14 protein-coding genes are annotated in these 13,562 nt (G+C 45.1%); 8 read left to right on the forward strand and 6 right to left on the reverse strand.

Annotation, left to right across the window (positions count from 1 at the left end; genetic code table 11):
* Nucleotides 1–104 precede the first annotated feature (104 nt).
* Together JV36_RS0117065 and JV36_RS0117070 are read right to left on the reverse strand one after the other, a co-directional pair.
* Nucleotides 105–560: a hypothetical protein gene (locus tag JV36_RS0117065; protein ID WP_032096748.1), complete on the reverse strand. Its 456-nt coding sequence runs from the start codon at nt 558–560 to the stop codon at nt 105–107.
* Between the two features lie 943 nt (nt 561–1,503).
* Nucleotides 1,504–1,821, reverse strand: coding sequence for a hypothetical protein (locus JV36_RS0117070; protein ID WP_032097289.1), 318 nt, complete (start codon nt 1,819–1,821; stop codon nt 1,504–1,506).
* Between the two features lie 205 nt (nt 1,822–2,026).
* On the opposite strand from JV36_RS0117070, the gene JV36_RS0117075 reads away from it, so the two are divergent.
* Nucleotides 2,027–2,449, forward strand: a complete 423-nt coding sequence (locus JV36_RS0117075) for a putative toxin-antitoxin system toxin component, PIN family (protein ID WP_032139785.1) — start codon at nt 2,027–2,029, stop codon at nt 2,447–2,449.
* 1 nt (nt 2,450) lies between these two features.
* The gene (locus JV36_RS0117080; RefSeq protein WP_032096746.1) at nt 2,451–2,672 is read left to right on the forward strand and encodes a toxin-antitoxin system HicB family antitoxin; all 222 of its coding nucleotides are present in this window, start codon (nt 2,451–2,453) and stop codon (nt 2,670–2,672) included.
* A gap of 251 nt (nt 2,673–2,923) precedes the next feature.
* On the opposite strand, the gene JV36_RS0117085 is transcribed toward JV36_RS0117080, so the two are convergent.
* Both JV36_RS0117085 and JV36_RS19630 read right to left on the reverse strand, forming a co-directional pair.
* Nucleotides 2,924–3,892, reverse strand: a complete 969-nt coding sequence (locus JV36_RS0117085) for a Gfo/Idh/MocA family protein (protein WP_032096745.1) — start codon at nt 3,890–3,892, stop codon at nt 2,924–2,926.
* 151 nt (nt 3,893–4,043) lie between these two features.
* Complete coding sequence (locus JV36_RS19630; protein WP_152561571.1) at nt 4,044–4,241, reverse strand: hypothetical protein; 198 nt, start codon at nt 4,239–4,241, stop codon at nt 4,044–4,046.
* A 241-nt stretch (nt 4,242–4,482) separates the two neighbouring features.
* Here JV36_RS19630 and JV36_RS0117090 point away from each other — a divergent pair, with 241 nt between their 5' ends.
* From JV36_RS0117090 to JV36_RS0117100, 3 genes are read left to right on the forward strand one after another with little or no spacing between them, the layout of a single operon-like run.
* Complete coding sequence (locus JV36_RS0117090; RefSeq protein WP_442853198.1) at nt 4,483–5,070, forward strand: FlgO family outer membrane protein; 588 nt, start codon at nt 4,483–4,485, stop codon at nt 5,068–5,070.
* Nucleotides 5,071–5,074: 4 nt separating this feature from the next.
* Complete coding sequence (locus JV36_RS0117095) at nt 5,075–5,839, forward strand: FlgO family outer membrane protein (RefSeq protein ID WP_032096743.1); 765 nt, start codon at nt 5,075–5,077, stop codon at nt 5,837–5,839.
* A complete protein-coding gene (locus tag JV36_RS0117100; protein WP_032096742.1) occupies nt 5,839–6,573 on the forward strand; it encodes a FlgO family outer membrane protein in 735 nt (244 codons plus the stop codon). The genes JV36_RS0117095 and JV36_RS0117100 overlap by 1 nt, the downstream gene beginning before the upstream one ends.
* A gap of 2 nt (nt 6,574–6,575) precedes the next feature.
* Here JV36_RS0117100 and mnmC read toward each other — a convergent pair whose 3' ends face one another.
* Nucleotides 6,576–8,768, reverse strand: a complete 2,193-nt coding sequence (gene mnmC / locus JV36_RS0117105) for an FAD-dependent 5-carboxymethylaminomethyl-2-thiouridine(34) oxidoreductase MnmC (protein WP_032096741.1) — start codon at nt 8,766–8,768, stop codon at nt 6,576–6,578.
* 440 nt (nt 8,769–9,208) lie between these two features.
* Between mnmC and fabB the strand changes: the two genes are divergently transcribed.
* Nucleotides 9,209–10,423: a beta-ketoacyl-ACP synthase I gene (gene fabB / locus JV36_RS0117110; protein WP_032096740.1), complete on the forward strand. Its 1,215-nt coding sequence runs from the start codon at nt 9,209–9,211 to the stop codon at nt 10,421–10,423.
* Between the two features lie 151 nt (nt 10,424–10,574).
* On the opposite strand, the gene JV36_RS0117115 is transcribed toward fabB, so the two are convergent.
* Entirely contained in the window at nt 10,575–11,264 is a 690-nt protein-coding gene (locus JV36_RS0117115; protein WP_032096739.1) for a Crp/Fnr family transcriptional regulator, read from the reverse strand.
* A 94-nt stretch (nt 11,265–11,358) separates the two neighbouring features.
* Here JV36_RS0117115 and JV36_RS0117120 point away from each other — a divergent pair, with 94 nt between their 5' ends.
* Nucleotides 11,359–12,114: a class II aldolase/adducin family protein gene (locus tag JV36_RS0117120; protein WP_032096738.1), complete on the forward strand. Its 756-nt coding sequence runs from the start codon at nt 11,359–11,361 to the stop codon at nt 12,112–12,114.
* 158 nt (nt 12,115–12,272) lie between these two features.
* On the forward strand, nt 12,273–13,469 hold the full coding sequence (locus tag JV36_RS0117125) for a 4-phosphoerythronate dehydrogenase (protein WP_032096737.1): 1,197 nt from the start codon (nt 12,273–12,275) through the stop codon (nt 13,467–13,469).
* Nucleotides 13,470–13,562 lie beyond the last annotated feature (93 nt).

Below are 13,562 nucleotides of genomic sequence, written 5' to 3' on the forward strand. Positions count from 1 at the left end.
GATTCGCATAACGGGCAAATATACGTAGGCTAAAATACCGAGCAAAGCGAGGGAAGCCTACGTGTATTTGTCCCCCGCGAGCGAAGCGAGTGTTTATGCGTTTGTTATGCACGTTTTAAAACAACCTCATACACATAGATTGCAATGTACGTAACAATGCACGCAACTGAAGAGTACACCAACGCGGCAATGGGTACGCCAATATAACCAAGTGCAGAGGTAGATGAAGCATGCGCATCTGTGTACAACGGTTCCGTTACGCTCCAGTACCCAATAAAAACAACAATAACACTGACAGCATAACCAACCCAAAGAGATACCATGCCTCTAAGGTGAGAAAGCAGTTTAGTGAATAGTCCGCAGAGCAATAGAGGTATGAATGGAATGGCCCGAAATAATCCCGCTAGCAAAGCGCCTTCAATGCTTGAACTTCGAAATGCTTTTGTCCAAGCATCGCCAAATTCATACCCACCAACAACTAGAATGACAATTAAGTGGTTCAAGTCTTCATACAAAAGTATAAAAGCTGCGATACAGGCTAACGTAAATCCTTTTTTCATAACTCCCCTCTAAAGTGCATAACTTTTCAATAACGGGCGCGGACGCATGGGGCATAATGGCGAAGCCGCCCCATGTGTATGCGTCCCAGCGAACGAAGTGAGTGAGTTTATTGACTTGTTATATGACATTACTCACCGGCTAGCTTGCGGCCAAAGACTTCTGAAAGCCAAATTGCGATCACAATATAAACTACCAGCGGTAAGAGCAGCATAAAAGAAGAAAAAAGAATTAGTGCGTAGTAAAAATCCGCATAGGCTTGAAGGAGAGGTGAGTTTATTAAGCATGTTTCTGACGTCATGCTACCTTCATTCCATCCTTGGCAGTTCATCATTCCGAGTACTGGGAATACAAAAAATAATGAGTAGAAAGGAAGCCTTCTCAGAAGCCAATTCAATCCTTTTTTGATCAAGTAAACCTCCTGTCATATAACTTTAAGCTAAGCGGCGCAGTTGCGTGGGGCATAATGGCGAAGCCGCCCCGCGTAACTGCGTCCGAACGACCGAAGGGAGTGACTTAAGCGCCTTGTTAGAAGGGAAGCCTATTCCTTTGGCCTAATTAAAAACTAATGAAGCCAGCATACGATTGATTATTAACACAAACAAGTAAAACGACTGTGCAGTGATGGTTTTGATTTGCCTGAAGCAAGCTGCCATTTGACCTTGCAAATGCAATGGCGCTTGCTGAATTAAAATAATAATTTGGCGATAAAGCGCCTATTGCACGGCCTTTGAAGTCAATGCGGCGAAGTTAAAACCACCAAAAGCCAGAGCGATTTTTGAAACAACAGGTGAGGGTGGTTGAATTGATTTTTTATTAAGCCAAACATAGTTTAGGCTGACGCCTTCTAACTTTTAAATATGGGGCACAAACAGGCAGGCTACAATGGCGAAGCCGCCTGCTTGTTTGTGTCCCAGCCCGCCTGCGGGTGACATAATTTTTTTGTTATGTGCCATTATGCTCCTCGCCTGAAAGCGAGCTTTCCCAAGACACAATTGCCGCGAAGATGTTTGACAATACAATGGCAAAAAGGCCTACAGCAATGATAAGAAAACTGGCTTTAATTGGACCAAGACCTATACGATAAGTCTCTGTACTGCCGCTAACTGGTGCTGTTGGAAAAAAATAAGCAAAGAGCGTGGCTGCAATTAACGCTATTGCTACACCAATTAATACAACCCCGAAATAAGTGAGTGCACGAGCAATAAATAATAATAAACCTAGGTTTCTAGGCTTTATGCTTGGGAACGGTTTCAAACTCATAATAATTCCTTTTACTGATATTTGGACGTTCTGGTTAACTTATTTTGGCACATAACTTTTCAATAACGGGCGTATACATGTGGGGCATAATGGCGAAGCCGCCCCGCGTGTATGCGTCCCAGCGAACGCAGTGAGTGTGTTCATTGAGTTGTTAGCTACCATCGTTAAATTGAAAAGTGATAGCATATACGCTAGCATATAAATTATGAATAAAGTAGTTATCGATACCAGTGTACTTATTAGCGCCCTGATTGGCAAAACAGGGCCAGCCCGAGAAGTGGTACGGCAATGCTTGTTGGGTCGGTTAAAGCCGTTGATTAGCACGACCTTATTTTTGGAATACGAAGCAGTAAGTAAGCGAGACAAAATCAAAGAATTATGTCCGCTTACCGAGGGCGAAGTGAACGATTTATTAGCAGCATTTTTTAGTGTGTGCGAATGGGTGCAAATACATTATTTGTGGCGGCCAAATTTAAAAGACGAAGGCGATAATTTTCTCATTGAACTTGCAGTAGCAGGAAATGCCGAGAGCATTATTACGAACAACTTGAAAGATCTGCGAAATGCGGAATTACAATTTGACGGTTTAAAAGTGTTAGCGCCAGAAGATTATTTGAGAGGAGTTTAATATGTCTACTTTAACTGTACGTTTACCAGACGATAAGCATAATCGATTGAAGGCTCTGGCTGCGCATAAAAAGTTGAGCTTAAACAAATTAATAGAAGAGCTGTCTACACAAGCGATAGCTGAGTTTGATACTGAGGTAAGGTTTAAGGCGATTGCTGCTACTGGAGACAAAAAGAAAGGTTTAGAACTTCTAGAAAAGCTTGATTCACATTTTGGTAGCTAACAATTTAATGTACGGAAAAAGTCCTTTATGCAAGGTGGAATATTTCCGTCTATCACTCAAGTAATTATTCCACTTTCGCACGTAACTGCATTTGCATCAATATCCTACGCTTTCTTATAAAACGCTCATGGGCGAAAAACGGAAAATGCCCCTTTTATTTTCCGTTTAAATCAAATTTGCATTAACTGTGTTTGTATACAGTTAAATTTTTTGCCTTGGTACGCCTTAGTTTGCTATTTCAAGTTTCAGGCCTAACGCTTTATATTCTCGCTAACACCGCGCAAACGCTCTTGAAACCTGCGTGATACGGAGAAGGGCATTATATCAGATTCGTGTGTTTTATTTAAAATGTGCTTACACGCGTGGCTTATTTCAAACTCAAAACCACTGCCTTTGCGTTCATCCGAAAAGTGCGCTTCTACCTCTAATCCTTTATAGAGTATGCACTCTGTTGCCTTCCAAAAGTCCGGTATCTTTATGGTTCCTTCAGTGCCAATAAGAAGCGCGTCATTTCCTAAGTTGCTTTTAAAACTGCTGTGTAGCACCGACACAACTTCGTTATATCGATACATCCAAAGTACATCGTTGTCAGCGCCATTTGGTGCTACATCGCTGTTTAGCACAGCAGGGGGCGCATCATCTGTATTAAAAAGCGCATCCAAAGCAATAGGGTATATCCCCATATCTAGCAAGCACCCGCCTCCTAACTCACGGGCATACTCTCGACTTGTAGCAGAGTAGGGCATGGTAAATCCAAAGCTAGCTTTAACGTGAAGCAGTTTGCCTATTCGGCCGGCGTTAACCCACGCTAGCGCCTCATTAATTGCTGGTAAGAAGTAGGTCCACATTGCCTCCATGAAAAACCGATCTTCTGTTTTCGCCACGCTTATAATACGCTCTAACTCTTCCGGAGACGTAGTAGCTGGCTTTTCACATAACACATGTTTGCCCGCCTTAAGTGCGGCTATCGCATTGTCTGCATGAAGGGTATGAGGAGTGGCAATGTATATGGCATCAATATCTGGGTCGTTGAGTAAACCTTCGTAACTGCCGTACGCATGAGGTATATCGTGTGCTGCTGCAAATTCTTGCGCGCTATCGAGGTGCCGAGAGCCTACTGCCACTAACTTGGCGCTTTCACAGTGCGCAATGTCTTTTGCAAATGTATGGGCAATTCTCGCTGTTGATAATATTCCCCAGTTAACCGTTGTTTTTGACATTCGTTAAATCCTTTATTGCCTGTATAAGCGTTGAAATTCCACTAGCGATAGAATTCGCTTTGCGTTGGTACCATAACAACATGCTTGTTCAGTATTGCCAATACAATACTAACGCAATGTGCTGTGTGACGATGTTTTTGTAAAAGCTTTGTTAATAGGCTTTGTGATGAAGTTTTGCTAAGAGGCTTTGTAATTCTATTCTGTCTTTGCGTCTTTGCGTCTTTGCGTCTTTGCGTCTTTTAGGCGGCAAATATCTTCCGCTAATCAGTTCCTTTTTCTCCGCTTTTTTGTTCACTTCGATGTCGCTTGGCGAATAGTCATTGGTATGGCCGCCCTTTATCCCACTCACTGCATGTCATTTGAGCCAGTTCACACTAACAAAAACCGTAAAAAACTTGGTGTAAAACTTGCTGCACAACGTTAATAGTAGGGGATTACGTACTGATTTAGTCCATCCTTGCCGATTTTTTGACGGGCAGGTTGATAATACTAATGGCTGGCGTTATTTGAAACCGCGCTTTATTTGGAAACGTATTATGTTTAAACCGCTTAAGATCAAAGCATACAGAAGTGCTGCGCTAGTTGTTGCAATGAGTGCTGCAATAGCCGTTGCCATAACGGGGTGCTCATCGTCAAGTAACGACAATGCACAGAGAATTCAGTCAGACCCCTCCATTTCTGCGTTAGGCAATGTGGAATATTACACATATATGCTGGCCAACGAGCTGTTTTCAGATGTGCGCACACCCCGTCAATCTCGCTATGCCGTTGTTGGTTTTGTTCCGGTCGATACAATGAAATATAACGCTGAACACCAACATCCTTTAATGTTGCTCGGCCATCAGCTTGAACAGGGAATGATAACAGAGGCCACAAAAAGAGGCTTTTCTACTCAAGAATTTAAGTTATCGAACGATATAATTGTTAGTGAAGAAAGCGATAGGATCCTGACACGGGATATCGAAAAGCTCTCGGGTATCGAACGGGTCGATTTTTACATCACCGGTACTATGGTGTACCAAGAGTCTGGCGCCATGGTAAATGCCCGCGTTATTGATGCCCGAAATAAAGATGTTGTTGCTGCTGCTACACGCTTCTTTCCTGCGGAAATTTTTTGGCAAAAAGAGCAAGTCACAACCCGCAATGGAAAGCTGTACAGAACTGAAGGTGTAAGGTAAGCCCATGAAAAAATTTAATAGCTCGGTAGCCTATATTCTATCCGCATCGTTTTTAAGCCTTAGCGGCTGTTCTATGATGATGGGCGATGAAGAAGTAGCAGAACAGGTACCTGCGCGTCCAGCAATGAATGTTATTGATATTACGGCTGAAGATCGCGCGCCTGTTGCGTCGCGCAAAGCTGATGACGAGACACAAGAGCAGGGGATGGATGCCTACGGCGCTATTGGTCAACCGCCACTGTACTCAAGTGTACAGGGTGCCTATAAAGGCCGTCCGTTAACCAAGCATATCGGCGATTACGTAAAGAATATGACGCAAGATCTCATTGCTAATATGGAATACGTAAACAACAAAACGGCCATTGGCGTTACGCATTTTGCGTTATTAGACACAGACCTTCAGCAAACGGATTTACTTGGCCGACAAATGGCTGAGTCGTTTGTACATGAGCTGCATAAGTTTCGCGTGCCGGTTATCGACTTTAAAGCTACCGAGTATATTCGCATTACCGAGGGTGGCGACTTTGTATTAAGCCGCGATTATCTCGAACTTAGCAGTAGCCTGCCTATTGAGTATGTATTAACGGGCACCATGACTAAGCATCAAGGCGGTGTACTAGTTAATGCTCGCATCTTAGGGATGGAGTCTCGCGCGGTAGTGGCGAGCGCACAAATGCTTGTGCCATTTTATGTGGTCGATGCCCTTATACCCAGCGATGGTAGTGAGAGTAGTTCCATGCGTGATGGTGTGAAGTTAAGCCGAGGCTAATGATGAAGCTAACAGCGTTTTTTTCTATTGCAGCTGTATCAAGCGTTTTAGCACTAACGGGGTGCTCAAGTACAGAATCAATCGGTTCGTTTTGGTTAGGCGAAGACGGTGAAATTACCCATGATGCAGAGCCTGTTTCGGTACCAAATCGCTCTGGTCTGGTTTACACCCCAGACTCTAGAGACAGAGAGTATCAGCAACATGTTGCGGTAAATCCCGGGTATAAAGATCCTATTCATTCAGGTTTCTTTCCCGCTAAAACCCACAAAGCATTAAACGATTACGCCTCGCAGTTGGCGATGGAGCTAATGGGCAACGCCACAAGACTCACTCAGCAGCACACTGTGGGTATTGCGAGTTTTGTACGTTTAAATGCGGGGCTAAGCGACAGCACAGTGCTGGGCAACCAATTATCTGAATACTTGATCACTGAACTGCAAGATTTTGGCTTAGCCATCGTCGATTTTAAATTGACTGATGGCATAACAGTGACGCCGCAGGGCGACTTTGTCATGTCACGAAGCGGTAAGCGTTTAGCCAAAAGCGTTGAGATGGACCATGTAGTAACGGGCACCATCATCGAAGACGACAGAGGCGTTAGAGTGAATGCCAGGATCGTTTCACTGCAAAACAAGCAAATTGTTGCCAGCGCAAATGTGTATATCCCAGCGTTTATCGTAATGGATCTGAATAAGATGGCGCGTGTTGAAGCGCCATCATCCATCAACGAGTAAATTTAAAACTCGCCGCGCACGGCCTCACGCACCATAAAGCGTGAGGTGTTAACCGCATTAAGTAAATCGTTGTTCAGCGGTAGTGGCTCTCTTAACAATGTGCTTGCCAATACTTCGGCTAACAGCGGGGCAGTCGTGAGGCCTCTTGAGCCTAAGCAACTTAATGTAGATACATTGCTTTGCGGTAACGTACTTACCTGTTGAAACGGTTTTCCTACGCCTAAATCGGCATACTCTTGCTTTAGCGTTTTAAAATTATGCAGTGCGCCAACCACAGGCTGATGATCTGGCGAGCCAAGACGCGTCGCCGCTCTCGCCGTACCGTCATGCTTTAGTTGGCTCACCATATCCGTATCCGCAAGAGCCTGTTCATGAGTGGCGAGGTTTTGCTCGCTTTCGTCTTCGCGAGGCTCAACGGCCAAATCATTTTTCACATAGGTAGAGCCCAGTGCATGGCGTCCTTCCATTGCAGGAGTCATATACCCTTTGTGGCAAAGCACTGTTTTTAATGCGTCAATAGGTTGTTGTGATGCAATGGCTTCAACCTGTCCTCGCACAGGCCGCAAAGGAAGACTATCGAATGCATCTGTGCCCACGGCGCCTGCGCCTAATGCAAGCACCACATGATCTGCCTTTATGCTTTTACCATGCGTAAATTCAACGTTTCCATCGCTAGTATGAGACACATAACAATGGTTGGGTTTTAGCGTTAGCTTTCCTGTTGCCTTGGCCAAATCGATAATATCGCTAACAAGTTGCGGGGGCGACAACCATCCGCCTTTGGGAATAAATAAACCTTCATAGGGTAAATCAACCCCAGCGATACGGCGTACTTCGTCACTGTCTACGTGCCTAATAAGCGCTGAAGGCCACACGTCGTCGTTTACCAATTTCGCCTGTCGTACACCCACTTTGTCATTAAATCGAAGCTGAATAACACCACAAAAATCGTATTTATTTTCTTCTTTTGTGGGCTCTTGCTCGTTTACTTCGATGCTTGTTTTAGTGATGATTTTGGTGCTGGTTTGCAAATGAATGTTGCTGTTAACGCTGTCGTAATAATCTCTTGCATATAAGAAGCAGTGAGCCTGCAAACGACTGGCGATACTCGCTTCACTATGAAGCTGAGGGTAAAAGCCACCTTGAGGATTACCCGAAGCGCCTTGCGCTAGGCTATCGCCGTCAAAGCAGAGCGTTACGCGAATATCGCGCTTAGTTAACGCTAAACACATTGTTGCAGCCGCAAGTCCAGAACCCACCACAACCACATGGTGTTCTTCTGTAAGGGGCGCGTTGTTATATCGATAGTAAGGCCCCTCTGGCAGTCGCAATTTCTGAGAGTGCTTCTTTTGTGTAGCTTTAGGTAAAGACTGGGGTGAGGGTTGTAACTCAGACTCAGGTGAGGACCCAGGTGAGCACCGCACTGCCGTTTCTATATTACTGTTCTCATTTTCACTTGCCGATGTAAGTTGAAAATAACCGGTAAGCATATCTCGTTTGCGACCAAATCCTGCGCGTTTGTTTATCACAAATCCAACATTGGCTAACCCACGCTTTACAATTCCCGCCGCCGTAAAGGTACCAAATGTGGTGTCATTTTTTGACAGCCTAGCCATTTGTGAAAACAGGGCATCGGTCCACATGTCAGGGTTTTTACTTGGCGCAAACCCATCTAAAAACCATGCATCTACAAGCCCTTCTTCTGGTGAATGCCATTGCCCAAGTAACTGATGCACATCGCCTATCCACAAGTCTAGGGTGGTATCAAATGCAGTAAAATGCAGCCGATGGCACCCATCAAGCCCTATCGGATACAGCGCTATTAATGCCTCCGTTTCGGCCTGTAGCGACGGAAACGTTGATAACGCACGCTCAATATCGGCCTTTGGTAACGGGTATTTTTCGGTAGTGATAAAAAATAAGCGCTTGAGAGGGTGGTGAGGGTTTGCCTGCCTAAACTGCTTAAATTCATGCATGGCTACCAAGAAGTTTAAACCAGTACCAAAACCGGTTTCAGCAATAGTAAAGTGTGGCTTTTCCCATAACGCCCAGCGCTGATGAAGGTCATTACCTTTTATAAAAACATGCTGGGTTTCATTAATGCCACTGTCGTTAGAAAAATAAACGTCATCAAAATGATCGGCAATGGGTATGCCGTTTTCATTAAAATGAACTTGCGCATGTTTAGACTTCACTACCTATCTTACCTCTTCTTAAGCTATGTATTTCGTTGTGTTTCTACGTGTCATATTGGCGTCACTTGCCAAGGCTATATTCTACAAGGCCTCAAAAAACTTTACCGTAAAAGTTTTTAATTTATCTAAAGCGCGTTAACCATTGCTGAACAAATTGTGATGTGCAGCGTGTATAAAAGCGTTAATGAAAGCTTTTTCATTTTCTTAAAGCGTTGAGGCAGCGCGATATTCTAAGCCGAAGTTTCATGCTACCTTAAGAACAAGCTGTTTACACAGCGACAGCGTTACCGATAGAAGTAACGCATTAACAATCAAGGTGCGGGGGTTGGATTTAACCGTTACAGGTGTTCATAAAAAAGGGTTTTGTGTTGAAGTGCAAAGCAGACCACTTTATCTCGTAAAATCGTTAACATATGCCGCATCAACGCAAAGGGTAAACTATGAGAAGAGCAGTTATCACCGGTCTCGGTATTGTATCGAGCATCGGCGTAAATAAAGAGGACGTACTTGCATCACTAAAAGCAGGTAAGTCTGGGATCACATTTTCAGAGCAGTTCGCCGAGATGGGCCTGCGCAGTCAGGTGTGGGGTAATCTTGATATTGACTTAAAAGAGCACATCGACCGCAAAGCCATGCGCTTTATGGGTGATGCGGCTGCATACGCGTATGTTGCCATGCAGCAGGCTATTGCAGATTCTGGCCTTGAAGAAAGTGATATTTCAAATGATCGCACAGGTATTATTGCCGGCTCTGGCGGTGCGTCTTCTGAAAACCAAGTGCTATCTGCCGATATTCTTCGCGAAAAAGGGGTTAAGCGAGTAGGGCCATATATGGTTCCACGATGCATGGCGTCTACGGTGTCTGCATGTTTAGCCACACCGTTTAAAATTCGCGGTGTTAACTATTCAATCGCATCAGCCTGTGCCACAAGTGCACACTGTATTGGTAACGCACTAGAGCTTATTCAGCTTGGTAAACAAGATGTAGTGTTTGCCGGTGGCGGTGAAGAGCTTCATTGGTCGCTCTCAAGTCAGTTCGACGCTATGGGCGCACTAAGCTCAAAGTACAACGACAACCCATCGGTAGCCTCTCGTACCTATGATGCAGCACGAGATGGCTTTGTTAGCTCTGGTGGCGGCGGTATGGTTGTTGTTGAAGAGCTTGAGCACGCTCTCGCGCGTGGCGCGACAATTTACGGCGAAGTAACCGGTTACGGCGCTACCTCAGACGGCTTCGACATGGTCGCTCCTTCAGGTGAAGGCGCTATTCGCTGTATGAAGATGGCGATGCAAAACGTAGACGGTCCAATTGACTACCTAAACACTCACGGCACATCAACGCCCGTTGGTGATGTAAAAGAGTTAGCGGCTATTCAGGAAGTGTTTGGCTCATCGGGCGTGCCCATCAGTGCAACGAAATCTCTCACTGGCCATGCGCTAGGTGCTGCTGGTGTCAACGAAGCTATTTACAGCCTGCTTATGATGCAAAACAACTTCATCGCGCCGTCAATTAATATCGACACGCTAGATGACGCAGCCAAAGGCCTTGATATTGTTACTGAGGCAAGAGACGCCCAGCTAAATACGGTTATGTCTAACAGCTTCGGCTTTGGCGGCACAAATGCTACCTTAGTTATGCAGCGCTACAACCGCTAAAACGTTTAGTGCTTTTATTAAACGCAACGTTGTAGTTCAGACGCCTTAATAAAAATCCCCCAACGAGCTTAATCGTTCTTGGGGGATTTTTTATGCACTATTTTTCATGTCCCATTTTTTATGTACCACAAATAACCCCGTTATTTTGCGGCTACCTAAATCTGTAGTCGTGAAACAGTTTGTCGGGGTTGGGGATAGTTATCTTACCGTAGTGTAGTAAAACGAGGCCTTCTTGCTGCAGCTCACCTAAAAGCCGATTCACGGTTTGCCGACAGCTATTTATCATTTGCGCCAATGACTCTTGAGATAGTGTTAATGTAATGGCGCTGTTTTCAGGCACGTGTTGCCCGTAACTGGTGGTTAACATTAACAGTCGCTTTACCAATTGATGCTTTAAACTAAGCCCGGTACTTGAATCGATAAACTGAAACGCGCTTCGAACTCTTGCGCAAAGTAGCCTAGCGAAATAAGGGTACAGTTCTGGAAATTTTTTCAGCAGTTCGTTAAACGAATTTTTAGGGATAACGGCAATGGTACTGTCGGTTTCGCAAAAATTATCGTGGGTGCGGGGAAGGTTGTCGAACATAGAAATTTCGCCAAACCAGGTTCCTGGCCCTAAAAGTGCAAGCAGCATCTCACTGCCATCTACGCCAATCGTGGTCACGCGAAGTCGACCTTCACAGATTCCGTAAAAACCAACGCCGTCCTCGCCTTTCGCATGAAGCTGTTGACCCGCTTTAAAGTGCTTAAGTCGCACTTTGCCTAGCAACTCATTTTGCAAATATTCAGGTAGCGAAGAAAACCAAGAAGAGCTTATCAGTACAGGTTTAAAATGTTCCATTTAACAAAATTATTACAATGTCGTTGTAACGACAGTCTATACCGGTTTTCAGGGGTAAGGTAGCAAAAAATTATAACACTATTTGAGGTGAGTTATGAGTGAATCTGTGAAGTCTCAGGTGAGCGAAGAAGAGTGGCAGGCCCGTGTAGATTTAGCCGCGTGTTATCGTGCTGTGGCCATGTATGGCTGGGACGACCTTATTTTTACTCACATATCTGCTCGGGTACCCGGACCAGAGCATCATTTTCTTATTAATCCATATGGAATGATGTTCGACGAGGTAACGGCATCTAGCTTGGTAAAAGTCGATCTGCACGGCAATAAAGTGATGGACAGTGAGTACGACATTAACCCTGCAGGGTTTACCATTCACAGTGCAGTGCACGAAGCCCGTGATGATGCAAAGTGCGTCATGCACCTTCACACTACAGAGGGCGTTGCAGTATCAGTACTTGAAGACGGGCTTCAGGCCTATTCACAGCAATCGCTATTTCCGCTGGCGTCGCTGTCTTATCATTCCTATGAAGGCGTTGCCTTAAACCCCGATGAAAAAGCACGCTTAGTAAGAGATTTGGGCGATACCCAATTTATGATTTTGCGCAATCATGGTTTGCTAACCTGTGCAGATACCATCGCAGATGCATTCCTATTTATGTTTATTATGCAGCGAGCATGCGAAATTCAGTTAAAAGCCCAGGCCACAGGCCAAAAGCTTATTCCTATCCACTCTGCAATACTGCAGGGTATTAAAGCCCAAGCAGCCCAAGTCACTAAACAGGCTGGTGGTTCGTTGGCATGGCCTGGTATAAAGCGCAGAGTAGAAAGACGTTTCCCAGGCTTTGACGCCTAAGTAAAGAAGCACAACAAACGACGTTTTTCTGATTAAAGCAAGCCTTACGAAAAATGTTCGATTAAAAAAACGCCTAGCGCACGCAGTGCGAAGCGGGAGCACAAGTTTACCCGTCTAATTGGGTTACTATCGCCCTATTTTGGGGTAAACTTGGCACCATGAGAATACTTCTTGAAGACACTATCCCATTTGGCGCGAGTTACCTTGACAACGTAGGAGAGGTAACCACTTACGCATGGCAAAATTTAGTGGCAAGCGACCTTGCTGATATCGATATTTTAGCCCTTCGCTCTACCACAAAGGTAACGCCCGAGCTGCTTAAAGATGCAAACAAACTTCAGTTTGTTACTACCGCCACCGCTGGAACCAATCACATCGATAAGGCTTGTTTAGACGCTAATAATATAGCGCACAGTTCAGCCGCCGGATGTAACGCCGTTGCGGTGGCCGAGTATGTACTAAGCGTTCTGCTGCATGCCCAAAAAAGTAAAAAGCTGGATTTATACTCGGCAACGGTAGGTATTGTGGGCGCGGGTAACGTGGGTACTGCGCTTTCTGTATTGCTTGACGCTGTAGGCGTTAGCTATGTGCTGTGCGATCCGCCGCTTCAAGAAGCAGGAGATAAAAGAGCGTTTGTAGGGATGGATGACATTGCACGTTGCGATGTGATTACGCTACACGTACCGTTTGTACACGGTGGGCCTCATCCAACGGGTAAATTAATTGATAGTGCATTGCTAAACCAACTTAATGAGCATCAGTTACTCATCAATGCCTGTCGCGGCGAAGTCATAGACGAACTCGTTTTGCACGCTCGTTTAACGTCATCAAACGCGCCTACCGTGGTACTCGATGTTTTTGATAACGAGCCAGCTATCGATACCCGTCTTTTCGACCACTGCTGGTTTGTTACGCCTCATATTGCCGGTCATTCGGTTGAGGGAAAAGTGCGCGGTACTCAGATGATATACGAGCAAATTTGCCACCGCACCGGCCAAAAAGCAACCAAAGCGTTGTCCGACTTTTTAGAGTCAATTCCGCCTATCAAGGTATCTTTGCGACACCCGACACAAACGCGATTAGCCGTAGATGATTTAATAGATGTGTTCCACCGAATTTACGATATCGCCATTGACGATATAACAATGAGGCAGTCAGTTAAACAAATAGAAAACGCTGACGCCCATACCCACGGTGAAAGTGTGGCCTCGCAGTTTGCAGCATTGCGAAAGCAGTATCGGGTACGAAGAGAGTGCAGTGCACACACATTAATGGTGCCGCATAATACCAGTAAAGAAATTGCGAAAACCCTTAAGAATCTAGGGTTTTCGGTACAGCGTGAGCAAGCGCAGTAGTTATTGTTTCGAATTTAGTGCCAATCACTTGCTGCACGCGCGGCCTAACTGGCAGTAATGCAAGTGAAGGTGGCATTATATCAATATTTTAAA

The organism is Alteromonas sp. LOR (genome assembly GCF_000753865.1).
Taxonomy (GTDB): domain Bacteria; phylum Pseudomonadota; class Gammaproteobacteria; order Enterobacterales; family Alteromonadaceae; genus Alteromonas.